This is a genomic window from Streptococcus mitis (assembly GCF_003942865.1).
Taxonomy (GTDB): domain Bacteria; phylum Bacillota; class Bacilli; order Lactobacillales; family Streptococcaceae; genus Streptococcus; species Streptococcus mitis_BI.
This window is the reverse complement of sequence record NZ_RJNZ01000010.1, coordinates 35,890-62,734: the sequence shown is the minus strand read 5'-3', so window position 1 is coordinate 62,734 and position 26,845 is coordinate 35,890. Positions and strand designations below refer to the sequence as shown.

General features: G+C 39.9%; 23 protein-coding genes and 2 tRNA genes. 2 read left to right on the top strand and 23 right to left on the bottom strand.

The features are described 5' to 3' along the window. Positions 1–79: 79 nt before the first annotated feature. Positions 80–823, bottom strand: coding sequence for a class A sortase (locus D8845_RS07550; RefSeq protein WP_125453025.1), 744 nt, complete (start codon positions 821–823; stop codon positions 80–82). Further along, positions 823–3,291: a DNA gyrase subunit A gene (gene gyrA / locus D8845_RS07545; protein WP_125453024.1), complete on the bottom strand. Its 2,469-nt coding sequence runs from the start codon at positions 3,289–3,291 to the stop codon at positions 823–825. The genes D8845_RS07550 and gyrA overlap by 1 nt, the downstream gene beginning before the upstream one ends. Before the next feature lie 194 nt (positions 3,292–3,485). Between gyrA and D8845_RS07540 the strand changes: the two genes are divergently transcribed. After that, entirely contained in the window at positions 3,486–4,472 is a 987-nt protein-coding gene (locus D8845_RS07540; protein WP_033683534.1) for an L-lactate dehydrogenase, read from the top strand. 283 nt (positions 4,473–4,755) lie between these two features. On the opposite strand, the gene D8845_RS07530 is transcribed toward D8845_RS07540, so the two are convergent. Together D8845_RS07530 and D8845_RS07525 are read right to left on the bottom strand one after the other, a co-directional pair. Next, positions 4,756–5,031: an HU family DNA-binding protein gene (locus tag D8845_RS07530; protein WP_124787347.1), complete on the bottom strand. Its 276-nt coding sequence runs from the start codon at positions 5,029–5,031 to the stop codon at positions 4,756–4,758. A 107-nt stretch (positions 5,032–5,138) separates the two neighbouring features. After that, positions 5,139–5,975, bottom strand: a complete 837-nt coding sequence (locus D8845_RS07525) for a DegV family protein (RefSeq protein ID WP_125453023.1) — start codon at positions 5,973–5,975, stop codon at positions 5,139–5,141. A gap of 143 nt (positions 5,976–6,118) precedes the next feature. Between D8845_RS07525 and D8845_RS07520 the strand changes: the two genes are divergently transcribed. After that, positions 6,119–6,967: a YitT family protein gene (locus D8845_RS07520; RefSeq protein WP_125453022.1), complete on the top strand. Its 849-nt coding sequence runs from the start codon at positions 6,119–6,121 to the stop codon at positions 6,965–6,967. 30 nt (positions 6,968–6,997) lie between these two features. Here D8845_RS07520 and D8845_RS07515 read toward each other — a convergent pair whose 3' ends face one another. The 19 genes from D8845_RS07515 to parE all read right to left on the bottom strand — a co-directional run bounded on the left by D8845_RS07515 (position 6,998) and on the right by parE (position 26,774). Next, complete coding sequence (locus D8845_RS07515) at positions 6,998–8,389, bottom strand: APC family permease (RefSeq protein WP_125453021.1); 1,392 nt, start codon at positions 8,387–8,389, stop codon at positions 6,998–7,000. A 124-nt stretch (positions 8,390–8,513) separates the two neighbouring features. Next, positions 8,514–9,926, bottom strand: coding sequence for a Fe-S cluster assembly protein SufB (sufB, locus tag D8845_RS07510; protein ID WP_125453020.1), 1,413 nt, complete (start codon positions 9,924–9,926; stop codon positions 8,514–8,516). A 57-nt stretch (positions 9,927–9,983) separates the two neighbouring features. Continuing rightward, positions 9,984–10,424, bottom strand: a complete 441-nt coding sequence (gene sufU, locus D8845_RS07505; protein ID WP_125453019.1) for a Fe-S cluster assembly sulfur transfer protein SufU — start codon at positions 10,422–10,424, stop codon at positions 9,984–9,986. Then, positions 10,411–11,637, bottom strand: a complete 1,227-nt coding sequence (locus tag D8845_RS07500; RefSeq protein ID WP_125453018.1) for a cysteine desulfurase — start codon at positions 11,635–11,637, stop codon at positions 10,411–10,413. The genes sufU and D8845_RS07500 overlap by 14 nt, the downstream gene beginning before the upstream one ends. A gap of 10 nt (positions 11,638–11,647) precedes the next feature. Next, the gene (sufD, locus tag D8845_RS07495; RefSeq protein ID WP_125453017.1) at positions 11,648–12,910 is read right to left on the bottom strand and encodes a Fe-S cluster assembly protein SufD; all 1,263 of its coding nucleotides are present in this window, start codon (positions 12,908–12,910) and stop codon (positions 11,648–11,650) included. Positions 12,911–12,937: 27 nt separating this feature from the next. Continuing rightward, a complete protein-coding gene (sufC, locus tag D8845_RS07490) occupies positions 12,938–13,708 on the bottom strand; it encodes a Fe-S cluster assembly ATPase SufC (protein WP_000114489.1) in 771 nt (256 codons plus the stop codon). A 151-nt stretch (positions 13,709–13,859) separates the two neighbouring features. After that, on the bottom strand, positions 13,860–14,054 hold the full coding sequence (locus tag D8845_RS07485; protein ID WP_125453016.1) for a DUF3272 domain-containing protein: 195 nt from the start codon (positions 14,052–14,054) through the stop codon (positions 13,860–13,862). A 27-nt stretch (positions 14,055–14,081) separates the two neighbouring features. Then, positions 14,082–15,737, bottom strand: coding sequence for a DNA polymerase III subunit gamma/tau (gene dnaX, locus D8845_RS07480; RefSeq protein ID WP_125453015.1), 1,656 nt, complete (start codon positions 15,735–15,737; stop codon positions 14,082–14,084). After that, a complete protein-coding gene (locus D8845_RS07475; protein ID WP_125453014.1) occupies positions 15,737–16,234 on the bottom strand; it encodes a GAF domain-containing protein in 498 nt (165 codons plus the stop codon). Before D8845_RS07475 ends, dnaX begins: the two co-directional genes overlap by 1 nt. A gap of 85 nt (positions 16,235–16,319) precedes the next feature. Beyond that, on the bottom strand, positions 16,320–17,522 hold the full coding sequence (rpsA, locus tag D8845_RS07470; protein WP_001001631.1) for a 30S ribosomal protein S1: 1,203 nt from the start codon (positions 17,520–17,522) through the stop codon (positions 16,320–16,322). 160 nt (positions 17,523–17,682) lie between these two features. After that, positions 17,683–17,754: transfer RNA gene (locus D8845_RS07465), tRNA-Gln, on the bottom strand. 9 nt (positions 17,755–17,763) lie between these two features. Continuing rightward, positions 17,764–17,844: transfer RNA gene (locus D8845_RS07460), tRNA-Tyr, on the bottom strand. A 49-nt stretch (positions 17,845–17,893) separates the two neighbouring features. Next, positions 17,894–18,124: a DUF2969 domain-containing protein gene (locus D8845_RS07455; protein WP_050197945.1), complete on the bottom strand. Its 231-nt coding sequence runs from the start codon at positions 18,122–18,124 to the stop codon at positions 17,894–17,896. A 110-nt stretch (positions 18,125–18,234) separates the two neighbouring features. Further along, positions 18,235–19,257: a branched-chain amino acid aminotransferase gene (locus D8845_RS07450; RefSeq protein ID WP_004254793.1), complete on the bottom strand. Its 1,023-nt coding sequence runs from the start codon at positions 19,255–19,257 to the stop codon at positions 18,235–18,237. 134 nt (positions 19,258–19,391) lie between these two features. Further along, a complete protein-coding gene (gene parC / locus D8845_RS07445) occupies positions 19,392–21,863 on the bottom strand; it encodes a DNA topoisomerase IV subunit A (protein ID WP_125453013.1) in 2,472 nt (823 codons plus the stop codon). A 230-nt stretch (positions 21,864–22,093) separates the two neighbouring features. Further along, positions 22,094–22,948: an aminoglycoside 6-adenylyltransferase gene (locus D8845_RS07440; RefSeq protein ID WP_125453012.1), complete on the bottom strand. Its 855-nt coding sequence runs from the start codon at positions 22,946–22,948 to the stop codon at positions 22,094–22,096. Further along, positions 22,938–23,450 (bottom strand): hypothetical protein, encoded by a 513-nt coding sequence (locus D8845_RS07435; RefSeq protein ID WP_125453031.1) that lies wholly within the window; start codon positions 23,448–23,450, stop codon positions 22,938–22,940. The genes D8845_RS07440 and D8845_RS07435 overlap by 11 nt, the downstream gene beginning before the upstream one ends. A 185-nt stretch (positions 23,451–23,635) precedes the next feature. Next, positions 23,636–24,772 carry an SEC-C metal-binding domain-containing protein gene (locus D8845_RS07430; protein ID WP_125453011.1) on the bottom strand — a complete coding sequence of 379 codons (1,137 nt, stop codon included), beginning with the start codon at positions 24,770–24,772 and terminating at the stop codon, positions 23,636–23,638. A 52-nt stretch (positions 24,773–24,824) separates the two neighbouring features. Further along, a complete protein-coding gene (parE, locus tag D8845_RS07425; protein WP_125453010.1) occupies positions 24,825–26,774 on the bottom strand; it encodes a DNA topoisomerase IV subunit B in 1,950 nt (649 codons plus the stop codon). Positions 26,775–26,845: the final 71 nt, after the last annotated feature.

Genomic DNA, 26,845 nt, shown 5'->3' with positions numbered 1-26,845 from the left:
GATTTAGCATTACTTAGCACGATTACAAAGCAATGTAAAAAGAATCAGTAAAACTAAATGTTTACTGATTCTTTAACTATTAATAGCGCTGTTTATATGGTTGATTGAAAGCTGTTAGAATTTCTTCAGGGGTTTGTGAATAATCTTTTTCTTCTTTTAAGTCACCTTTAACGATAATCCGCTCTGTCGCATCATAGTCCACACAAGTCACAAGTGTGATTTCATCAACTCCACTACGGTCATCAATCTCATCGACACGATCTGGTGTCACATGCTTGACCTCATGAATGACATAAGTATAAACCTTATCCTTATCGGTTAGATAAATTTTCATTCCATTTTTAGCACGTGATAATGGAGAAAATAGCATCTGACTGGCATTTTCCGCCGTGAAGATGTGATGGCTCGCAAGTGAATAGTTTCCTTTCCCCATCACTTGGTCACGCTTCATCGTACCAGCTCCATAGAAGAGATTGACATTATCAAGACCTTTAAAAATAGGCAAGTTAATTTCTACTTCAGGAATAGCAATCCCACCAATAACTGGTAATTTTTGTGAATCCCATTGTGAGGATAAGACAGCTTCTGACGAAATGGCTTTTACTGAGTCAAAGTCAAAATTACCTTCTGTATCTTTATTTTCTTCCAATTTTTCTTTTGATACCTGGCTAACTTGATACTTGTTAGTATTCCAAACCATGAAGATATCACGAATTTTTGAATTAAAGATTAATGCCAGTGACAAGAGGATTAAGAATCCTGCCAAGACATTGATTAGTAAATTTTTACGATTTGTTTTCTTATTATTCTTTTTATGAGACATTATGCTTCACCTTCTATTTCGTTTTCTGTCCCAACTTCTTCTTTTTCTGACGCTTCTACCGTTGTAAAGGTCACAATTTTAGCATCCTGATCCAAGCGCATCACTTTAACTCCCATAGTTGAGCGCCCTGTTTGTGAAATATTGGCAACGTTGGTTCGAATCATGACACCTGTATCAGTGATAATCATCAAATCTTCATTACCTTTAACAGTCAAAAGACCTGATAGAGGACCATTTTTTTCAGCTACATTAGCCGTCTTCATTCCTTTACCACCACGACCTTTTGTTGGATATTCAGTCGCAACTGTGCGCTTACCATATCCTTTTTCTGTGATGATAAGAACCTCGTCCTGGTCTGTAATCACACTAGCACCAACTACTGTATCTCCTTCACGAAGATTGACACCTTTCACACCCGTAGCGATACGACTCATGCCTCGAACGGCTGATTGATTAAAGCGAACTGCATAACCAAGCTTGGTACCAATGATAATATCCGTATCTTCTTCCGTCAACAAGACATTAATCAACTCATCTTCATCCTTGAGGTTCAAAGCCTTGAGTCCATTTTGACGAATGTTAGCAAATTCCTTAACGCTGGTTCTCTTCACAATACCATGACGGGTTGTGAAGAAGAGGTAAGCATCATCACTACGTTCAGACTCAACATTGATGATGGTCTGAATACTTTCACCTTCATCCAATTTCAAAAGATTAACTATTGGTAATCCCTTAGCAGTACGGCCATACTCAGGAATTTCATAGCCTTTCAGGCGATAAACACGGCCTTTATTTGTAAAGAAGAGTAGGTGATCATGGGTGCTAGTTGACACTAACTCACGAACAAAATCATCATCCTTAACACCTGTACCTTGAACACCACGACCACCACGTTTTTGAGCGGTGAACTCAGCTTGGTCGAGACGTTTGATGTATCCCTTGTTAGACAGTGTAATTAAGACATCCGATTCTTCAATCAAATCCTCATCTTCGAGGCTTAAGACCTCACCGACCATCAATTCAGTACGACGTTGGTCACCAAACTTACGCTTAACTTCGTCTAATTCATCTTTAATGATTTGAGAAACACGTTCTGGTTTAGCAAGAATATCTGCTAAATCCGCAATCAGAGCCAAGAGATCATCATACTCAGACTGAATCTTATCGCGTTCCAAACCTGTCAAACGACGAAGACGCATATCAAGAATAGCTTGACTTTGACGTTCAGATAACTTGAATTTGCTCATCAACTCAGCTTGTGCTTCCGCATCCGTTTCACTAGCACGGATGATACGAATCACTTCGTCGATATGGTCTAGCGCAATCAAGAGACCTTCTAAGATATGAGCACGCGCTTCTGCTTTTTCCTTATCAAAACGAGTCCGACGAACAACCACTTCTTTTTGGTGCTCGATATAAGCATCCAAAATCTGACGAAGGGACAAAATCTTCGGTACACCATTTTGGATAGCAAGCATATTGAAACCAAAGTTGGTTTGCATCTGGGTCATCTTGAAGAGGTTATTAAGTATAACATTGGCTGAGGCATCACGCTTAACTTCAATAACAAATCGAACACCTTCACGGTTTGACTCATCACGGACTGCTGTGATGCCCTCAATGCGTTTTTCCTGAACCAAACGAACAATATGCTCATGCACCTTGGTTTTATTAACCATATAAGGAAATTCTGTCACAACGATGCGCTCACGACCAGTCTTGGTTTCTTCGATTTCAGTACGAGAACGAAGAACAATAGAACCTTTACCAGTTTCGTAAGCCTTATGAATGCCTGATTTCCCCATAACAAGGGCACCAGTTGGAAAATCTGGACCAGGCAAGACTTCCATCAAGTCCTTAGTAGTCACTTCAGGATTGTCCATAACTAACTTCACTGCATCAATAGTTTCTCCCAAGTTATGAGGTGGAATATTGGTTGCCATCCCAACAGCAATACCAGTAGCTCCATTAACTAAAAGATTTGGAAAACGAGCTGGAAGGACTAAAGGTTCACGTTCATTGGCATCATAGTTATCAACGAAATCAACTGTATTTTTGTTAATATCACGAAGCATCTCCAGAGCAATCTTGCTCATACGAGCCTCAGTGTAACGCTGGGCCGCAGCACCGTCTCCATCCATAGAACCAAAGTTTCCATGTCCATCGACAAGCATGTATCGGTAGCTCCACCATTGAGCCATACGGACCATGGCTTCATAGATAGAGGAATCCCCGTGTGGGTGATATTTACCCATGACATCCCCTGTAATACGAGCTGATTTTTTATGGGGTTTGTCTGGAGTAACTCCCAATTCATTCATTCCGTAGAGAATCCGACGGTGAACGGGTTTTAAGCCATCTCGAACATCAGGAAGGGCCCGCGCAACGATAACACTCATGGCATAATCGATAAAGCTGGTCTTCATCTCCTTTGTCAGATTGACATTCACTAAATTTCTATCCTGCATTAATAAATGCCTCATTTCACTATTAGTAATTAACTATATTATACCATAATGTCCTCTATATTTCAGGTATCTAAAATCGCTAAAACGTTTACATCAAGAACTGCAAAGCATATCCGTGACAAAGCTTTTTAAAAGTGATAAAATTAAAATAACTGGGGAAATCCCTAAATAAAATTAAGGAGATGTTTAGAATAATGACTTCAACTAAACAACACAAAAAAGTTATTCTTGTCGGTGATGGTGCTGTAGGTTCATCTTACGCTTTTGCTCTTGTTACTCAAGGAATCGCACAAGAACTTGGTATTATTGAAATTCCTCAATTGTTTGAAAAAGCAGTTGGTGATGCTGAAGACCTTAGCCACGCCCTTGCATTTACTTCACCAAAGAAAATCTACGCTGCTAAATATGAAGATTGTGCGGATGCTGATCTTGTTGTTATCACAGCTGGTGCTCCTCAAAAACCAGGTGAAACTCGCCTTGACCTTGTAGGTAAGAACCTTGCTATCAACAAATCAATCGTAACACAAGTTGTTGAATCAGGTTTCAAAGGTATCTTCCTTGTCGCTGCTAACCCAGTTGACGTCTTGACTTACTCAACTTGGAAATTCTCTGGATTCCCTAAAGAACGTGTTATCGGTTCAGGTACTTCACTTGACTCAGCTCGTTTCCGTCAAGCACTTGCTGAAAAAATCGGTGTTGATGCTCGTTCAGTTCATGCCTACATCATGGGTGAACACGGTGACTCTGAGTTTGCTGTTTGGTCTCACGCTAACGTTGCAGGTGTTAAATTGGAACAATGGCTACAAGCTAACCGTGACTTAGATGAAGCTGACCTTGTAGAGCTCTTCATCTCAGTTCGTGATGCTGCTTACTCAATCATCAACAAAAAAGGAGCTACATACTACGGTATCGCTGTAGCCCTCGCTCGTATCACAAAAGCAATCCTTGACGATGAAAATGCAGTACTTCCACTTTCTGTATTCCAAGAAGGTCAATACGGTGTTGAGAACGTCTTTATCGGTCAACCAGCTATCGTTGGTGCACACGGTATCGTTCGTCCAGTAAATATCCCATTGAACGACGCAGAAACTCAAAAAATGCAAGCATCTGCTAAAGAATTACAAGCTATTATTGACGAAGCTTGGAAAAACCCAGAATTCCAAGCTGCTTCTAAAAACTAATTGTAACTAGGTTCTCATTTAATGAGAGCCTTTTTTCTTTTCCCCTAAAGACTGCAAGACTATTTTCCAAAAGATTCCTTATCTCACACCGTTTTGATCGTGTTGGATACTCATATGCTAAAACAACGCCACAAATTTATACTCATATTACTAAACAAATGAAAACAATCGTTGCAGATGTCATAGAAAAGTATTAGTCTATGCCCCCAAAATGCCCCAAAGCAACAAAAAAGCCTATCGACCAAGCTAGAAAGCTTGATGCAATAGACTTTTTAAAGTGTCATTATTTAACAGCGTCTTTAAGAGCTTTACCAGCTTTGAATGCTGGAACTTTAGAAGCTGCAATTTTGATTTCTTTACCAGTTTGTGGGTTGCGACCTTTACGTGCAGCACGCTCACGAACTTCAAAGTTACCAAAACCGATCAATTGAACTTTTTCTCCAGCTGCAAGATACTCAGTTACTGCTGCAAATACAGCTTCAACTGCTGCTGCTGAATCTTTCTTAGTTAAATCTGTAGCTTCTGCTACTTTAGCGATCAAATCTTGTTTGTTTGCCATGTTAAAAAATCCTCCAAATAATTTCTAATTAACAAATATAATCATATCCTAAAAACTCCCGTAGGTCAAGTCAAAAACACTATTTTGAATGAATTTTCACTATTTTTTTATGAAACATATCGTATTAAAATAGCCCATGCATTTTCTCCTGTATGAGTTTGAATAATAGAACCTGTTTCTAAAACTGATATCGGTTTTTCAACATATTTTTGCAATAAACTCTTCATTTCATTAGCCCACTCATTATTTCCTGCATAGGAAATCCCAATTTCAGCAACCGCTTTATGAGAAAGAGTTTCTACCAACTCGTCTAACCATTTTTTAAACGTTTTAGCACCGCGACCTTTAACAATAGGTTGCAATTCATGATCTTTCATCTGCATCACAACACGAATGTTCAAAAGGGAACTTAACAAACCTGTCACACGTCCGATACGTCCACCTTTCACTAAGTTTTCTAAAGTTGAAACCCCAATGTAAAGTTCTGTGTCTTGTTTGATTTCTTCAACGGCAACTACAATTGTTTCTAAATCTTTTCCTTCTTTAGCAAGTTTTGCGGCTTCAACAACCTGAAACTTCATAGCCTGATCGGTAAATGAGCTATCAATAACTGTCACATCCGCAGCAGATAAACTTGCACCTTGACGAGCAGCCTCAACCGTTCCAGACAAGGCATGAGACATATGTATTGCAAGAATTTGACTACCATCTTTTCCTAACTCTTCAAAAACCTCAGCAAATACTCCTACTGGGGGTTGACTCGTTTTAGGAAGATTCTTACTTTGTTGCATAAGATGAAGGAACTCACCTTCTTTCAAATCTGAGTCCGAATAAAGCACGCTATCAATCATAACCGATAGGGGAACAACTGTAATATTAAGTTCTTTAACAACTTCTGGTTCGATAGTAACAGAAGAATCTGTTACAATTTTTACTTTTGTCATATAATCAATCTTTCTATTATACTAGATAGGAATTAGATTTTTCACTCTTATTATATCAAAAAATTGTTAAAAAATCATAAGGGATCCAATGAAAAAATTTGAAATTTTGGTATAATCAATCTATAGAAAAGCGAGGGAAAATCATGCTTCGAAAAATACAGCCTATTATCACCATCATACTGGGTGCAGCTATTTATGCTTTTGGTCTTACCTATTTTGTTGTTCCCCATCATCTCTTCGAGGGAGGAGCAACTGGTGTCACCCTAATTACATACTATCTCTTCAAGATTCCTGTCTCCTTGATGAATCTTTTAATTAATATTCCCTTATTCATTTTGGCTTGGAAAATATTTGGACCTAAAACCCTCTATTCAAGCCTTCTAGGTACTTTTTCTCTATCTGTTTGGTTGGCAGTATTTGAACGTATTCCCTTACAGTTTGATTTACAAGGTGATTTGATAATCGTTTCCTTGGTTTCCGGTGTTCTGCTTGGAATCGGGTTAGGAGTTATTTTCAATGCTGGTGGAACAACCGGTGGATCTGATATTGTTGCTCGTATCCTAAACAAATATACGAATATATCCATCGGTAAATTGCTTTTTGGGATTGACTTCTTTATCCTAATGTTAATTTTAATACTCTTCCAAGATCTTCGTCTAGTTACCTATACACTTTTGTTCGATTTTATCATCACACGTGTCATTGATTTTATTGGAGAAGGTGGCTACGCCGGAAAAGGCTTTATAATTATTACTCAGTATCCTGATAAATTAGCTAAAAAGATTAATGATGAACTCGGACGTGGGGTAACCTTTCTTTCTGGTCAAGGCTACTATAGTAAAAAAGATTTAAAAATCATCTATTGTATTGTTGGTCGTAATGAAATTGTAAAAATGAAAGATATGATTCATCAAGTTGATCCTCAAGCCTTTATAACTATTACTGAAGCTCACGAAATCCTTGGAGAAGGATTTACCTATATAAAAGAATAAAGAAAAAGCTGGGAAGTTCCAGCTTTTTCTCTATTCAGAAAGTGTAGAATGACGATAGCCATAAGTAAAGTAAATCACAAGTCCAACTACAAGAGCAATTCCAAACGCAATCCATGTTTCTACACTATATTGAAGCATAAAGGAAAGACAGATTAGAATCGAGAGAATCGGCAACAAGGGAACTAGGGGAGTTTTGAATTCTCCTTCTTTAGGCATTCCCTTATCCTTTCTAAGTTTTATAATTCCATAAGCCAATAAGATAAGATAAGCAAGCGTACAAATATTTAGAAAGGCTGCAATACTAGCCAGTGGAAACACTCCTGCTGCAATTGCAGAAGCAACTCCAGTTAAGATGGTCGCATTTTTAGGAACACGGCTTGTTTTGCTTAATTGCTTAAAACTTCGAGGTAAAAGACCATCACGTGCTAAACTGTAAATCATACGCGATAAGGCATAAGTCATAGAAATACATACTGTTATTAGTGTCAAAATAGCCACTAATGATACATAATTAGCTGCCCAACCAATTCCTATACTTCGCAATGAAAATGCTACAGCATCGTCCACATTGAGTTGGCTGTAGTGAACAATCCCTGTCAATACTAATGTAACCAAAGCATAGAGAATCGTTACGATTGTCAATGACAAAACAATACCTCGTGGGACATTCTTTTGTGGATTTTGAATTTCATCAACAGCCATAGAAATAGATTCAAATCCTAGGAAACCAAAGAACATCAAAGATGCTCCTGCCATTATTCCAGTACTCCCACCATAAATTTGACCAAAACCAAAGGGAGCAAAGTTGGACCAATTTTCTGGTTTAATATACCAGATACCAACTAGAATAAACAAAGCGAGAGCAGAGAATTTCAAGACGACTAGAAGCGAATTAAAACGCAAGGCTGCCTTGGAATTTAATAAAACTAAACCGGTTACCAGTGTTAATACCAAAATAGGTAAAAGGTCTATATAGGTACCCTGCTCAGGATTAAAGGTCCCATTCAAGGCTTGAGGCATTGAAATACTATAGTTACTGAGTAAGCCTTTAAAATAAGCGGCCCAACCAGAGGCCACACCAGAAACTGCTGTCATAAATTCCATGATCGTCAACCATCCAGCAATCCAAGCTGGTAATTCACCCAAAATTGCATACAAATAACTATAAGCACCACCAGTTGCAGGAACACGAGAGGCAAATTCTGCGAAAAAGAGGGCAGATAAAGAAACACACAGGGCAGAAATCACTATGGATATAACCAGTGACGGACCAGCAAGCGTTGCTGCTGCGGTTCCTGTAATGGTAAAAATCCCAGTTCCTACCATGGCACCAATTCCTAATAAAATCAAATCCCATACTTTTAAATGACGGTACATTTCACTACGTCCCAGGCTAACATCTTTAGTTCTAAAAATATTCATAGGTCATCTCCATTAAATATGATTGTTTTATTTTATCATATAAAAGCAATTTTGTGAATATTTATAATATTATTTTTCAAAAAAATCTGAACAGAAATAAATCCTGCTCAGATTCTACATATTCTTACCCAACTGATCCTTCCATTTCATAGCTAATCAAACGGTTCAGCTCAACTGCATATTCCATTGGAAGCTCTTTTGTAAAAGGTTCTACAAATCCCATGACAATCATCTCAGTTGCCTCAGATTCTGACAATCCACGGCTCATGAGGTAATAGAGCTGTTCTTCTGAAATCTTAGAAACCTTGGCTTCGTGTTCCAAAGCAACTTGCGAGTTATGAATTTCATTAAATGGAATCGTATCTGATGCTGACAAGTCATCCATGATAATGGTGTCACACTCGATGTGAGAAACAGATTTCTTAGAATTTTTATTAAAGGTTACCTGTCCACGGTAGTCAACCTTTCCTCCACCTTTAGCGATGGATTTAGACACAATAGACGAGCTGGTATGTGGAGCATTGTGGATCATCTTAGCACCCGTATCTTGGTGTTGCCCTGCATTGGCAAAGGCGATAGAGAGCATAGTACCACGCGCTCCTTCTCCATCAAGGTAAACAGATGGGTATTTCATGGTTGTTTTAGCACCCAAGTTTCCATCAATCCACTCAACAGTCGCATCTTTCAAGGCTTTGGCACGTTTGGTTACCAAGTTATAGACATTATCAGACCAGTTTTGGATGGTTGTATAACGCATATAGGTCCCGTCCAAGGCAAAAATTTCTACGATTGCAGCATGCAAGCTATTACTTGAATAAGTTGGTGCTGTACAACCTTCTACATAATGGACACTTGCTCCCTCATCAACGATAATCAAAGTACGTTCAAACTGACCAGTATTTTCGTTGTTGATACGGAAGTAAGTTTGAAGCGGAATATCTACCTTGACCCCTTTTGGTACGTAGATAAAGGTTCCACCTGACCACACTGCTGAGTTAAGGGCTGCCAACTTGTTATCTGTTGGCGGTACCAACTTAGCGAAGTATTGTTTAAACAAGTCTGGGTATTCCTTGAGAGCAGAATCAGTATCTGTAAAGATAATCCCTAACTTCTCAAACTCTTCCTTCATGTTGTGATAAACCACTTCTGACTCGTACTGGGCAGAGGCACCAGCTAGATAAGCACGCTCAGCTTCCGGAATCCCGATACGTTCAAAGGTTTCTTTAATCTTTTCAGGAACGTCATCCCAAGAACGGGCTGGCTTATCAGATGGTTTTTGATAATAAATCAGGTCATCAAAATCAATCTCTGACAAGTCTGCTCCCCAAGTTTGCATGGGCATTTTTTTAAAGGTTTCATAAGACTTCAAACGGAATTCTAGCATCCACTCAGGTTCTCCCTTGGCAGCTGATAGTTCACGAATGACATCTTCATTCAATCCTTTTCCTGTCGATAGGACAGGCTCTACATCGTCATGGAAACCAAATTTATATTCACCAAGGTCAATTGGTTTTGGTTCTACTCTTTCTTCAGCCATAATATCCTTTCTTTCATTCTTCATTTCTACTGATTTATAAGACAAAAGAAACTTGCCTTACTTGTTTTCTTGATTTTCAATTGTTTTCTTCAGGGCATTCCAAGCTAGGGTTGCACACTTGATTCGTTGAGGAAATTTGGCAACACCTGATAAGAAGGCCGCATCACCAAGTTGGTCTTGACGCTCATCTTTTTGACCTTGAACCATTTCAGAAAAAATGGTCGCTAGTTCTAAGATTTCTTGTTTGGTTTTTCCTAAAACGGCATCTGACATCATGCTTGCAGAGGCAGTTGAAATAGTACAACCCGAGTTTAGAAAAGCGATATCCTCCAAGCGGTCATCTGCATCAAACTTGACAGAGAGGTTGATGACATCTCCACAGGTCGGATTGTTGAGACTGATTTGTTCAGCGTCTTCTAACTTCCCTTGGTGATGTGGATTTTTCGAATGGTCCGCTACCACTGCCATATAAAGGCTATCTAGTTTAGAAAGTGCCATTGAAAAACTCCTTTGTCTTTTGTAAGGCATCGACTAGCTTGTCGCAATCTGCCTTGGTATTGTAGATATAAAAACTTGCACGAGCGGTTGCTGGGACATCCAAATCCTGAAGCAAGGGTTGCGCACAGTGATGGCCCGCTCGAACAGCTACTCCTTCATAATCCAGAGCCGTCGCAAGGTCGTGAGGATGGAGATCGCCTAGGTTAAAGGCAATAACACCCGAACGTTGAGCCAAGTCCTGCGAACCATAAATAGTCAATCCCTCAATTGCCTGCAGTTTTGGAAATACGTATGAAATTAATTCCTGTTCATGGGCTTCAATGGCATCCATGCCAATTTTTTCTAGATAATCCACTGCAGCAGCAAGGCCGATAGCACCTGCCATATTGGGAGTTCCTGCCTCGAATTTCCAAGGCAATTCCTTCCAACTAGCAGACTGCTCATAGACGAAATCAATCATTTCACCACCAAATTCTACTGGTGACATTTGCTCCAGATACTTTTCTTTGCCGTAAAGGACACCAATACCAGTTGGACCAACCATCTTGTGACCTGAAAAGGCAAAGAAGTCCACATCCAAGTCCTGCACATCAATCTTCATATGAGGCGTAGATTGAGCACCATCCACCACCATGATGGCTCCAACTTTGTGGGCCAATTGAGTAATTTCTTTGATTGGATTAACCACACCCAGAACATTTGAGGCATGAGCTAGCGAAACAAACTTGACCTTATCAGTCAATTTAGCTCGCAAGTCATCCATATCCAGAGCTCCATCCTCGAGATAGGCATAGACAAGCTCCGCTCCAGTCTTGCGGCAAGCTTCCTGCCAAGGAATGATATTAGAATGGTGTTCCATGACAGAAATCAAGACCTGGTCTCCCTCAGTCAAGACTTCCTCAGCAAATCGTGCCACCCAGTTAAGACTGGTTGTCGTTCCTCTTGTAAAGAGAACTTCCTTTGTAGAACCAGCATTGATAAACTTACGTATGGTTTCACGAGCCGCCTCATAGGACGCTGTTGCCCTTTCAGCCAAGGTATGAACACCACGGTGAACATTGGCATTATCCTGTTCATAGTAGCGATTAATCGTCTCCAGAACTGCTAGTGGTTTTTGTGTCGTCGCAGCATTGTCCAGATAGACCAGAGGTTCATCATTAACAATCTGGTCTAAAATTGGAAAATCCTTGCGAATCGCTTCTACATCTAACATAGGCTTCCCCTTAGCGTTTTGACAATTTTTCTTCAATAGTTGCAATCATTTCATCACGAACTTCTTTGACTGGAATCTCAACGATAACGGATCCAAGGAAACCACGAACAACCAAACGCTCTGCAGTTGCCTTATCCAAGCCACGGCTCATGAGGTAGTACATGTCCTCTGGATCCACCTGTCCGATAGAAGCAGCGTGACCAGCAGTAACGTCATTTTCGTCAATCAAAAGAATTGGGTTGGCATCTGAACGCGCTTGGTCTGAAAGCATGAGAACACGACTCTCTTGCTGCGCATCGGCTCCCTTAGCACCCTTGATGATGTGACCGATACCGTTAAAGGTCAAAGTTGCTTTTTCAAGGATAACTCCATGTTGCAGGATATTTCCAATTGAGTTGCAACCATAGTTAGTTACTCGGGTATCAATCCCTTGTACCTGACGGCCACTTGAAAGAGCTACGACTTTAAGGTCAGCATGACTACCATTTCCAATCAAATCGCTATCAAAGTCCGCAACGACATTTCCTTCGTTCATGACACCGATTGCCCAGTCAATGCTTGCATCGTTGCCCAATTTACCACGACGACTAATATAGGCAGTGACATTTTCACCTAGACGGTCAATAGCCGCAAATTTTACTTGCGCACCAGAACGTGCAATCACTTCGACTGTGATATTGGCAGTTGCTTTGGCACTTCCTTCACCGCGTGACTCTAAACGTTCTAGATAACTAATCTTAGAGTTTTTACCAGCGATAATCATAATATGCTTATTAAACGGCACATCACTGTCACTGTCTTGATAGAAAATTCCTTCGATTGGTTCTTTAATCTCAACATTATCAGGAATGTAGAGAACAGCACCACTGTTGAAATAAGCTGTATGGTAGGCTGCTAATTTGTCATCGTCATACTTAACAGATGACATGAAGAATTCCTCTACAAGTTCTGGAATTTCTTCTAAAGCTGAGTGAAAGTCTGTGAAAACAACACCCTGTTCAGCCAACTCAACTGGAATCTGTTCAAAAACTGTTTGAGTTCCTACTTGCACCAACTTCAAGTGATTATCTAGAGCTGTGAAATCTGGAACATTTGCTGACGGCTCACTTTCTGTAATCGTTCCATCACCCAGATTCCAACGGTGGAATTTGACACGCTCAATAACTGGTAATTCTAAACTCTCAATCTTATCAAAAGCTTTTTGACGAAGGTCTACCAACCAGCCTGGTTCAGCGTGCATTTCTGAAAAAAGTTTAATATTTTCTTTAGTCATTTACTTCTCCTAAAAGATACGAGGGAATTACAATTCTTCCTTGTAGTCGTAACCAAGTTCTTCAGCTAGTTTTGCGTATCCTTCACGTTCCAAACGCGCAGCCAATTCTGGACCACCAGAAAGGACAACACGACCTTCCATCATCACGTGTACCACATCTGGTGTGATGTAGTTCAAAAGACGTTGGTAGTGAGTGATAATCATAGCACCAAAGCCTTCACCACGCATGGCATTAACACCTTTAGAAACAACTTTAAGAGCGTCAATATCAAGGCCAGAGTCAATCTCATCCAAAAGGGCAAATGTTGGTTCCAACATCAAAAGTTGAAGAATTTCATTACGTTTTTTCTCACCACCAGAGAATCCTTCGTTGAGGTAACGCTCAGCCATTTCTTCTTTCATGTTGAGTAATTCCATTTTTTCATCCAGCTTAGTGATGAACTCGCGAACTGAAATCTTTTCATCATCTTCTTTACCAGCATTCATAGCTGCACGAAGAAACTCAGCGTTAGTAATACCAGGAATTTCTGATGGGTATTGCATAGCAAGGAAAAGCCCCATACGCGCACGCTCGTCCACTTCCAACTCAAGGATGTTTACGCCATCAAACAAGACTTCACCTTTAGTGACTTCATAGTTTGGATTTCCCATGATAGCGGCAGAAAGAGTCGATTTACCAGTACCATTTGGTCCCATGATAGCGGCAATTTCTCCTGTTTTCAGGGTCAGGTTAACCCCTTTTAAAATTTCTTTTCCTTCAATCTCAACGTGAAGATCTTTGATCTCTAATACTGACATGATAGTTCCTTTCTTTTTCAAGGCCTTTACAGTACTTCCTAGAAACATACTTAATTTCTCCTAGAAAATACGGTAAAAGGTCAATAAATATACTTTTATAGTATAACAAAAAAAAGCCTAAAAGGCTTTGATTTTGTCTAGAAGCTGAGGACTAGTCTTTTCCTTTCAAATGCTGGTCAATGACATCTACAATCTTGCCCATCAAGTAACTAACTCGGAAATTTCTAAAGAGCAAAATGGCCCAAAAGGCTGCCATAATATAGCGACCAGTCATCCAGGCTTCATTGAAAAAATAGGTCTCAACAGCTGTAAACAGTGCGATAATAATAAATTGTTGTCTATTCATAAACTTATTGTATCATGAAATCTTTCTTTAGTCTTCCTCTACCTTCACTTTATCAGCCAAAAATTCAAATCCTTCCGGAATCAGGCTTTCTTCTGCTTCTTTTTCAACTTGAGAAGATTTAGCTTTGGCTGAAAAAGCTGCGCGAACTTCTTTCCATTCCTCCATTGAAATAGCTAAAATCTCAGGTGAAAAACCTGCTGCCTGACTGAGAATGTTGCCAAACATGGTGTTGAGATTGTCCCGTTTCATGGTTTGACCAGCATTGAAATTAGATTCAAAAGCAAGAATGGCATGGTGTTCATTGGCCGCAACCGGTTGAGAACCAACTAGCAAAGCCTTATCAGGACCACCTAGACTTTCAATTACCTCTCCCCAGGCATTTTGCAAACGAATCAGATTTTGACGTGCTAAATCAGGATTTTCGACGGCCTCTTGTAAGATAGATTGCACTTTATTGCGATCGACACGATAGACTGTTTTGCCCGTAACTGGTCGACTAGGAGCTGGACTTGTTGGCTTGGGCACAGTTCCTACATTGGCGAGTTCTTGTTTGAGACGGGCAATTTCCTGTCTCAGTGCAGAAATTTCACTTTCAACCGCCCCTGAAAGAGCCGGTTCAGGTTTAATCTCCGCTAAACGAATGGTCATCATCTCAGCGTAAATCTTGGGCTGCAAACTAGACTTAATATCTGCTAAACTGACTGTCGCTAAGCGAATCATTTCAAACAGATTTTCTTGAGGAAGTCCCAAATTTTCCACAAAGACTAGGCTATGATGAGTATTTTCCCCACCTGTTTGAACAATTAACAAGTCTCTTAAATAGTGCAAAAGATCGGTCACAAAACGAGTCATGCTCTTACCATTGTCAAAAAGAAGATTCAAGCAAGACAAGGCCTTGGTAACATCCTGTTGAGACAAGGCAGCCACATAATCATCCAAGGCTGATAGGCTAATAGTGCCAGTAATTTCTTCAGAAATGGCAGTCGTCAATTCATTTCCCTGTGTTAAACTTAGGGCTTGATCCAAAATAGACAAGGCGTCTCGCATTCCACCTTCAGCCCGTCTAGCAATGATTTCCACAGCCTCTGGTTCAGAACTGATATTTTCTTTGTCTAAGATATAGTGAATATGTTCCTTAATATCCTGTGTCTTAATCGATTTAAATTCAAAACGTTGCACACGGGATAGAATAGTCGCAGGTATCTTGTGCAATTCAGTAGTAGCCAAAATAAAGACCACATTCTGTGTTGGCTCTTCCAGCGTCTTTAGGAGGGCATTAAAAGCTCCTGTAGACAGCATGTGAACCTCATCTATGATATAAACCTTATAACGAGCAAGACTAGGAGCGTAGGTAGATTTATCACGAATTTCGCGAATTTCATCCACCCCATTATTAGAAGCCGCATCCATTTCAATGACATCTTCTAAACTACCATCTGTCACTGCTTGACAAATATAGCAGTTATTACATGGTTCACCACCCACTTGTTTTGGACAGTTCATAGCTTTGGCAAAAATCTTGGCTACACTGGTTTTTCCCGTTCCACGTGGACCAGAAAAAAGATAGGCATGACTTATTTTCTCTTGCTCTACTGCTTGTTTAAGAGTCTTAGCCACAACTTCCTGTCCAACCAACTGGGAGAAGTTTTGACTTCTATATTTTCGATAAAGAGCTTGATACATTAGGCTTTCTCCCCAAACATTGTAAAGTCCCATTCTGTCTTTTCAAGCAAAATAGCGACATATTGTTCCAAATAATCTCGATCCATAGCATCATAATCATCAATCTCTGAAGAATCCAGATCCAGAACCCCGAGCAATTGACCATTCTTTACCATCGGCACAACAATTTCACTTTTAGCACGACTATCACAAGCAATATAGTTGGGATAAGTTGTTACATCTCCAACTAGAACAGTTTCCTGAAAGTGAGCTGCCTCCCCACAAACACCCTTTCCAAGTGCAATACGGATGCAGGAAACACCACCTTGGAAGGGACCCAAAACCAATTCCTTTCCATCGAACAAATAAAAGCCTGCAAATACAGTATTAGGAAAGCGTGATTTTAGAAGAGCACTGGCGTTGGAAAGATTAGCCAAAACATTGGTTTCGCCTTCCAATAAAAAAGAGAGCTCTTCATTTAACATTTGATAACGTGATTGTTTTTCTGATTCTAACATAAAACTATTATATCAAAAAAGACTTGCAGACAAAAGAAAAATCCCTTGTTTAGAAAACAAAGGATTTTGTGAATTTTCAATTTGATTAAAGTTCGATATCACCGAACAAGTCAGCCATTGAGAATCCTGTTTGTGTTTCTGGAAGTTCGAAATCACGTTTTTCTTGACGTTTTGGACGACGTGGACGAGCAGCACGTTTTTCTTCTTTTTGTCCTTCTTCTTGAGCTGGACGCTCTTCAAGAGCTTTGATAGAAAGTGATACGCGCTCTGCATCTGCGTTAACTTCAAGAACTTTAACTTGAACTTCTTGACCAACTTTAAGAGCTTCTTTTGGATTTTCAATACGTTTGTGTGAAATTTGTGATACGTGAACAAGTCCATCGATACCTGGCAATACTTCAACAAATGCACCGAAGTCAGTCAAACGTTTAACTGTTCCCTCTACTACATCACCTTTAGCCAATTTTTGCTCAACGCCATCCCATGGTCCAGGTGTTGTTGCTTTAAGTGAAAGTGATACACGTCCTTCTTCTTCGTTAAGATCAAGGATTTTCACTTCAATTTCTTCACCAACAGTTACAACTGATTTTGGTGATACGTTACGTTCATGTGACAATTCAGTCAAGTGAACCAATCCGTCAACACCACCAAGGTCGATGAAAGCACCGAAACTTGTGATACGTGCAACTTTACCAGTTACTACATCACCAACAGCCAATTTACCGAATACTTCAGCGCGAGCTGCTGCTGTAGCTGCTTCAACAACTTCACGACGTGAAAGGATGAAACGGTTTTCTTTAGCGTCAACTTCTTTGATTTTAGCATCAAATTCTTGACCTACAAAACGCTCAGTGTTACGTACGAAACGAGTATCCAACATTGAAGCTGGGATAAATCCACGAACACCTTCAAATTCTACTGAAAGTCCACCTTTAACGGCACGAGTTCCTTTAACAGTAACAACTTCTTCTTCGCGACCAACAAGTTTGTCCCATGCTTTGCGAGCTTCAAGGCGTTTTTTAGATACAAGGTATGTAACTGTATCAGTATCTTTACCAACTACTTGACGAAGTACAAGAACATCCAATACTTCTCCTACTTTAACAAAGTCATTGATATCTGCATCGCGATCGTTTGTCAATTCGCGAAGAGTCAAGACACCTTCAACACCAGTTCCAGAGATTGCAACGTTAGCTTGAGTCGCATCAACTGTCAATACTTCAGCACTAACAACATCACCAGTCTCAACTTGGCTAACGCTATTTAGCAAATCTTCAAATTCGTTCATCTAAAAAATCCTCCAACAATCAAGTTTTCTTTAACTTGACATACTTATAATTTTTTTCCTAAGCACCCGCAAGGACATGTTCATATCGTTCACGTCTTTCAATTATAAAAATAAAATACCCTAAGATATTTTGCCTTTTATCTTGATTATTACCTAAGAACTGGGGTAGCTGGATTCGAACCAACGCATGAGGGAGTCAAAGTCCCTTGCCTTACCGCTTGGCTATACCCCATTAGTAAAATGGAGAGAGAGGGATTCGAACCCCCGAACCCGAAGGAGCGGATTTACAGTCCGCCGCGTTTAGCCTCTTCGCTATCTCTCCTATATTTAACGAAAACTATTATATCATGAAATTTTCAATAAAACAAGACTTATTTTACTAAATTATAGTTTTCAATCAAAATTTCCACAGCTTTTTCCAATTTTTTATAAAAACTATCGACATTCCCATTCTTTATGATGGCAAATTGTCCATCTAATTCGGCAATTTCTCCAATTACTTTCTTACCAATGGTCAAGGTATAACCCTCAAAACTGTCTTTTCCTACATTAACCTTGGCATCTGCTACTTGAATTTCAATTTTTTTATCTTTCTTACTCATTTCATACCTCTCTTCACTTTTTCTATTTTACAAGAAAATCCTAAAACTAGCAAGAAAAAAACTCCATATCAGTGAGTGCAACTAATTTGGAGTTTTTGTGTTTGATAAATTTAGTCAACTTTTACAATCCAACCTTCTGGCGCTTCAATATCGCCGAACTGAATACCAGTCAATTCATCATATAATTTACGAGTCACAGGGCCTACTTCTGTTTCACTATAGAATACATGGAAATCATCACCGTGTTGAATACCTCCAATTGGAGAAATAACCGCTGCTGTACCACAGGCACCTGCCTCTACAAAACGGTCAAGATTATCAATCGGGACATCCCCCTCAATAGGAGTTAAGCCCAAGCGATGTTCTGCCAAATAAAGCAAGGAATACTTGGTAATAGATGGCAAGATAGATGGACTCAATGGTGTTACAAATTCATTATCAGCTGTAATTCCAAAGAAGTTAGCTGATCCGACTTCTTCAATCTTTGTATGAGTTGATGGGTCTAGATAGATGACATCTGAGAAATGACGTGACTTGGCCAATTTCCCTGGTAAGAGGCTGGCAGCATAGTTTCCACCAACCTTAGCCGCACCTGTACCATTTGGAGCCGCACGGTCGTATTCATCCTGAATCAAGAAGTTGGTTGGAACCAAACCACCTTTAAAGTAATTACCAACTGGCATGGCAAAGATAGTGAAAATGTACTCTTCTGCTGGTTTTACTCCGATAATATCTCCTACTCCAATCAAAAGAGGACGAAGATAAAGGGTTCCACCTGTTCCGTATGGTGGTACGTATTCTTCATTCGCACGAACAACTGCCTTACAAGCTTCTACAAACATTTCTGTCGGCACTTGTGGCATCAAGAGACGGTCACATGTACGTTGCAGACGTTTGGCATTTTCATCAGGACGGAAAAGTTGAATACTGCCATCCTTAGTACGATAAGCTTTCAAACCTTCAAATGCTTGTTGTCCATAGTGAAGACTTGGAGAAGACTCTGAAATATGCAAAGTTGCATCTTCTGTAAGTTCTCCTTGATTCCATTGTCCATTTTTAAAATGAGCAATATAGCGATAAGGTAATTTCATATAGGAAAAACCGAGATTTTCCCAATCAATCGTTACTGTCATATTCCACTCCTTATTCTAAAAACCTATTTCTTTTATTCTACACTTTTTTTCTAAAATAGCAAGTATATTTTGTAATTTTCAGAAAATTTCTTCAATAAAAAGAATCAGCTCTGAGAACTGATTCTTCATTTCACTTATTTGGCTTCTGTAAATACTTCTTTAAGATAAGCATCAAAAACTTCTTCATCTGAAATCGTGTCAGAGATGAAGCTACCGTTACTTGTTCGTTCTGACAGGTTCAAGTCTTGTAGTCGACTTTCATAGATTGTTCCTTTGTTTGATTGAACAAGCAGCGTTTGGTCGTTCTCTTCCACATCTGTACTAAAGAGATCACCAATAAAGCCTTGTTCTGCAACCGCTCCTGCCAAGAAGACACGATGCGGTTTGTTTTTTAACTCACGCAAGACTTGTAAGCCACGTTTGGCACGACTTGTTGCCGGAATTTCGTCAATAGAAACACGTTTCAAACTTCCACGTTGGGTCAAGAGGTAGAAGGATGAGGTGTTACAGATAAAGGCGGATTGGAGAACATCATCTGCTTTCAGGTTCATAGCTTTGACACCTGCAGCCTTAGCACCGACAACTGGTACCTCTTCGATATTGAAACGAAGGGCATAACCATTTTGGCTAATCAAGAGAACATCATCTAGTTTAATCGGAGTCACTGCCACAATCTGGTCTGTCTCGTATTTGAGCTTAGCATACTTGACAGACTTAGATTTATAGGTCCGCCATGGAGAGAATTCTTTGCGTTCTACACGCTTGATTTGACCGAAACGAGTCGCCGAAAAGTAGGTTGTCGCATCATCAAACTGATCCACTACTTCCACATAAAGGATTTCTTCGTTAGTTTCAAAGTTTGTAATGGTTTGGCTCAGATGCTCTCCGATGTCCTTCCAACGAATGTCTGCCAATTCATGGATTGGTCGATAAATGACATTTCCAAGCGTCGTGAACATCAAGAGATGCTGGGTTGTCTTGGCAGATTGAACAAAAATCAAACGGTCGTCATCACGTTTGCCAATTTCTTCCAGCGTTGAAGCCGAAAAGGAACGTGGGCTGGTACGCTTGATATAACCTGCCTTGGTCACGCTGACGTAGGTATCTTCCTCGGCGATAAGACTGGCTGTATCAATCTCAATTGCTTTCGCAGTGTCTTCTAGAGAACTCAAACGCGGAGTCGCAAACTTCTTCTTAACCTCACGAAGTTCTTTCTTCATGAGATTGTACATAGTCCGCTCATCCCCGATAATAGCCGCCAGCATGGCAATCTTTTCACGAAGTTCTGCTTCTTCTTCCTGTAAGACAACCACATCGGTATTGGTCAAACGATACAATTGCAAGGTAACGATGGCCTCAGCCTGCTCCTCTGTAAAATCATAGCTAACTTTGAGATTTTCCTTGGCGTCCGCCTTATTCTCAGAAGCACGGATAAGAGCAATGACTTCATCCAAAATCGAAATCACGCGAATCAAACCTTCGACGATATGGAGACGTTTCTCAGCCTTTTCCTTGTCAAAGCGTGAACGCGCCAAAATCACTTCACGACGGTGGGCAATATAGCTAGACAAGATTGGAACGATCCCAACCTGACGAGGCGTGAAATTGTCAATCGCCACCATGTTAAAGTTATAGTTGATTTGCAGATCTGTGTACTTAAAGAGATAGTTGAGGACAAGCTCTGTATTGGCATCTTTTTTTAGCTCAATAGCAATACGTAGACCATCACGGTCAGACTCGTCGCGAACTTCAGCAATCCCTGCCACCTTGTTATTGACACGAACATCATCGATTTTCTTGACCAGATTGGCCTTGTTGATTTCATAAGGAATCTCAGTGATAACGATTTGTTCTTTACCACCTTTTAGCTTTTCAATCTCAGTCTTGGAACGAACAACCACGCGCCCTTTCCCAGTTTCATAGGCCTTCTTGATTTCATCACGACCCTGAATAATCCCTCCTGTCGGGAAATCTGGTCCAGGCAAGAATTCCATGAGCTTGTCCACCTTGGCTGTTGGGTGGTCAATCATGTAAACAGTCGCATCAATGACTTCAGCCAAATTATGCGGAGGAATATCTGTGGCATAACCAGCCGAAATCCCAGTAGAACCATTGACCAAAAGGTTTGGAAAGGCTGCTGGCAGAACAGTCGGCTCTTTCTCGGTATCGTCAAAGTTCCAAGCAAAAGGAACGGTCTTTTTCTCGATATCCTGAAGAAGGTAGCCTGCAATCTCAGACAAACGAGCCTCAGTATAACGCATGGCCGCAGGCGGATCTCCGTCCATAGAACCGTTATTACCGTGCATTTCAACCAAAATCTCACGGTTTTTCCAGTCCTGAGACATACGAACCATGGCATCATAGATGGAACTGTCACCATGTGGATGGAAATTTCCCATGATGTTCCCGACTGACTTAGCAGACTTACGGTAGCTCTTGTCAAAGGTATTGCCATCCTTATTCATCGAATAAAGAATACGGCGCTGAACCGGCTTGAGTCCATCACGAATATCTGGCAAAGCCCGGTCTTGAATAATGTACTTGGAGTAGCGACCAAAGCGCTCTCCCATAATGTCCTCCAGGGACATGTTTTGAATGTTACTCATATAGGATACAGAGCCCGTAAAATACCAAGTGAAAATAGAAAATTCTTGAAGTAAGAAAGCTCACAAGAGAATTTATCTTTTTCACCTAGCATTTAGGGCGTGTTCAACTCCTTTCAAAAAATATAGAGTAGGTTTTTATGCAGTAAAAGATATTTTACGGGAATTAGTTCCATGTTCAGTTACCTTAAGGAACCAAACAATCCTTTCTGTAGTTTAATCTTTTAAATTAGTCAGCAATTAAGAAGTCTCTCCTTAGCATACTCAATCATCTTCTCAGCTACTTCTTTATCGTAGTCAAAATCCATCTTTTGAGCAAGGGACTGAGCCTCTTGGTGGAAAAGTTGCATCGTAGCAAACAAAGACTGGGTGATTTTATCTAAACTTGAGAAATCAAGCAGATTTGAGAATTCTTTCTCTTTCTCTGCAGGTAAATACTGGAAAAGATACTTGTAGTTCTTGCCTACATCAATCGTCCCCTTATCTGCTGCGACCTGCCAAGCCAAGATCTTCAGGAGTTCTTGTTGGCAAATACCGTAAAGATGGTCAGTCGCGTAGATGACTTGCTTACGACAGATTCCTTTGACCACATAGGCTGATACCCACCAAAATTCATTGCAGGCTTTTTCAAACTCTATCGCATTAGCTGGGCTTGTCCAGTAACGTTGAGGACTTGTAGTATAGGACTCAAACAAGCCTTTCTCATCTTTCAAAACTGTATAATCAGCTTCACTATCCACCCACTCTTGAATATACTCCGTAGGACAGAGGGTCAAGTCAATCCTATTGCCATCTTCAAAGAGCATGAGGTAGAGACGACGGTTGCCTAGGATATTATGTTGCTCAATGATACGAGTGCCAAACTGGTCTAACCAAGCAAGATTGCTTGTTAGAGTATCTAAGTTGTCCACGACATAGAGCACATCATAGTCTTGAAATTCGTCTTTTGGAGCTTGTGAATTTGTCCGCGAACCGGACATGGCGACAGCCTCAATTTGTAAAGTTTCAGCAGTCTGTAAAATTAATCTCAGCATTTGCGCTTCACTTCTATGTTGTCTGCACATATCTTTTATAGAGTCATTTTTCATAGCCGTCTTGCTCCTCTTTTTTTTGGATGCCTCGTATTCTTTTCTTCTCAAGTTCCCCTACAATGAATTGGATAGTTGAACAAATCCCCAAAACGATTAAAACAAAATAAAACAATTTAATATCGTTTCTATGATATATTTTAAAGCTTCTCCATAATACAAAAGTATTTACTAATGAAAGAAGGAAAAGTAAAATAGCATTGAATAGGAGTATTATAGCAAACTTACTCTTAAAATACCTATAATGTTTTCCAATCCTATAGAGGGTATATAATGAGAAAACAATCATCAAAGGGATGAAAGCAAGTGCATAAAATAAGATAAACCCTATTCCTGAGTATGGTTTACTTTCCATTGGTAAATCTAATAGACAGATACCAATAGTGAGGATGTTCAATATAAACAAGGATACTGTGCGAGCACACTCTTTTCTACCTTTATTGGTCATTAAATCATATATAATTCCAAAAATGGCTAGGAGAACAAGGAAAAAAGGAAACATTAATAACGTAATCAATACCGCACCTCCAATAGTTTTAGCGATTATGTACAGCTTTAAAACTGCTCATCAGAAAAACAATCGTTCATCTTTTGTTCAAAAACTCTCGCTCGTTTTTCTGCCAAATAGAATTTACTCCAAAACGCTCCGTCAGAAATTCTGGTGATTTGAAATTTGATGAGTCCAATCTATCCGTTTTTTAAAAGTTTACCTTTTTCATTAAAAAAACAAATTTCTTTATCTCTCAATTCATCAATAATATCAGGAGAAATTATAATATTTTCTGAACTATCAAAAATGTAATATTTTATAATATTTTCAAAAGAAGCAGTATCTTTTTCGTTCTTATAACCATCATACTTATCATTAAGTAACTTCAGCAATTTATCTTTCAAATAATCATTTTCTTCGTTTGGTACAACACAATAAAAATATGCTGGAAAATCTCTATTTTGTGGGATTAAACCAAAACTGCAGCCTAAATGATTCATAACTCCAGTATCGTTATAAGAAAACTCTGTACAGCCGGCACCACACCACTGAATATCGTTTTTCAATTTATAACCGTATACTTTAAAATGTTCATCAATTTTAGCATCACTTGGTAGAGTATGATTCATTACTTGATCAAATTTAATCTTTAATACATCTAAATTTGTTATATTTGTTTTAGTATTTGCAATTTTTGTTGCATTAGCATAAATGGAATTTCTTTTATTTCTTGTATCTGAAGAAAGTGATTTGCCTACTCCTTTTTCTGAGGCAATCAAATCATGGTAATCTATCAAGGCATATTTTTCTTTAGAAAAATGGTATAAAAAGAAACGATAAGCATATAAAAATATATATTGTTTTTCGGTAGGAATGGGTTTAAAAGTTTCTATTGGCGAAAAAATCTGATTGTCATGTTCTTCACAAAAAAGTGGCATAGTTCCAGCATCATTTATATTGACTTCATAAAATAATTCACTATGTGATCTAGGATTTTGTAGATTACTAACAATATTTTTTATATCGGTCGAAAAAACCGAATATCCATTATCAGTTTTTCTTGCAATCTGCTTTTCTAATATATTTCTAGGAAAAGTGTGTGATTTAATCGGTTTTCTATCACAGTTGGAATACAGGCACTCTTTTCCTTTAGAATCGAAAAGTTGCTTGACTCTATTCCTATCGTGGGATTGAAGTTGTTTTCTCTCACTTTCTGAAATATCACGAAGATTATTCCGTTTCATTTGTTTTCGTAACTTCTCTATTTTTAAATGGCAATGTTTGTATTTTTTGCCTGAATTGCATGGACATTTATCGTTTCTACCGATAGACACCTCTCCACCTCCTTTCTATAATGTATATTTATTTTTTTATTGCAGCACACTCCTAAAACACCATCTCCCCACTCTCTTCCAGCGTAAACTTGACATTGCCTTCGATCCACTTACGGCGTGGTTCGACCTTGTCACCCATGAGGACATTGACGCGACGTTCGGCGCGGGCTAGGTCTTCGATGGTGACACGGATGAGGGTACGGGTTTCTGGGTTCATAGTTGTTTCCCAGAGCTGGTCCGCATTCATCTCACCGAGACCTTTATAGCGTTGGAGGGTAGCACCTTTACCAAACTGCTTGCGAAGTTCTTCTAGCTCTCCGTCCGTCCAAGCGTAGGCCACTTCTTCTTTCTTACCTTTGCCTTTGGACATCTTGTAAAGAGGCGGAAGGGCGATATAAACATGTCCTGCCTCAACTAGCGGACGCATGTAGCGGTAGAAAAATGTCAAGAGTAAAGTCTGAATGTGGGCACCGTCGGTGTCCGCATCGGTCATGATAATGATTTTGTCGTAATTAGCATCCTCAAGGGAGAAGTCTGCTCCCACACCTGCACCAATAGTATAAATCATGGTGTTGATTTCTTCATTTTTGAGGATATCCGCCATCTTGGCTTTGGCTGTATTGATAACCTTACCACGAAGAGGCAATATTGCCTGGAACTTGCGGTCACGGCCTTGTTTGGCAGAACCTCCGGCAGAATCCCCCTCGACTAGATAGAGTTCATTCTTAGCCGGATTCTTAGACTGGGCTGGGGTCAATTTCCCAGACAACAAGCCCTTATCCTTTTTATTTTTCTTACCATTTCGGCTCTCATCACGCGCCTTACGTGCTGCTTCACGAGCATCACGGGCCTTAATAGCCTTGCGGATGAGGTTAGAAGCCAATTCCCCATTTTCCATAAGGAAAAAGGTCAACTTATCAGCCACAATGCCATCCACAACGGGACGAGCAAGAGGGCTTCCTAGCTTGTCCTTGGTCTGTCCTTCAAACTGGAGGTGTTCTTCAGGAACCAGGATAGAAAGAACAGCTGCTAGCCCCTCACGATAGTCTGAACCTTCAAGGTTTTTATCTTTTTCCTTGAGAAGACCTGTCTTACGCGCATAGTCGTTCATAACCTTGGTAATGGCAGACTTAAGTCCAGTCTCATGTGTTCCACCGTCCTTGGTACGAACGTTATTGACAAAGGACAAAATATTATCTGAAAATCCGTCATTGTACTGGAGGGCCACTTCCACCTGGAAACCATTGTCTTCCCCTTCAAAGTAAAGAACTGGTGTCAAGGTTTCCTTGTCTTCGTTCAGATAAGAAACAAAGTCCTGCACTCCGTTCTCATAATGAAACTCAATCACTTCATCTGTACGCTTGTCCGTCAAAGACAAGGTCACATTTTTCAAGAGAAAGGCTGACTCATTGAGGCGTTCTGAAATGGTATTGTACTTGAAGTCTGTCGTAGAGAAGATAGTCGAATCTGGCATGAAGGTAACTTTGGTACCTGTTTTAGACTTAGGTGCTGTACCAATTTTATTCAAGGTCGTGACAGGTTTGCCACCATTTTCAAAACGTTGCTTGTAAACTGCGCCATCACGGGTGATTTCAACTTCTAACCAGCTAGAAAGAGCATTGACGACAGAAGAGCCTACCCCGTGAAGTCCACCAGATGTTTTGTAGCCTCCTTGACCGAATTTTCCTCCAGCGTGGAGAATAGTAAAGATAACCTCAACAGTTGGAATTCCCATAGCATGCATACCTGTCGGCATCCCACGTCCGTGGTCTTGAACCGTTAAACTGCCATCTTTATTAATGGTCACATCAATACGGTCACCAAATCCAGACAAGGCTTCATCAACAGCATTATCGACGATTTCCCAGACTAGGTGGTGGAGCCCAGCTCCATCGGTCGATCCGATATACATCCCTGGACGTTTACGGACCGCATCCAACCCTTCTAGCACCTGAATGGCATCGTCATTATAATTATTAATATTGATTTCCTTTTTTGACACAAGGAACCTCCTATTCGTTCATCTTTACTATTCTACAGGTTTTCCAAGGATTTTGCAAAATTTTTCTTTCT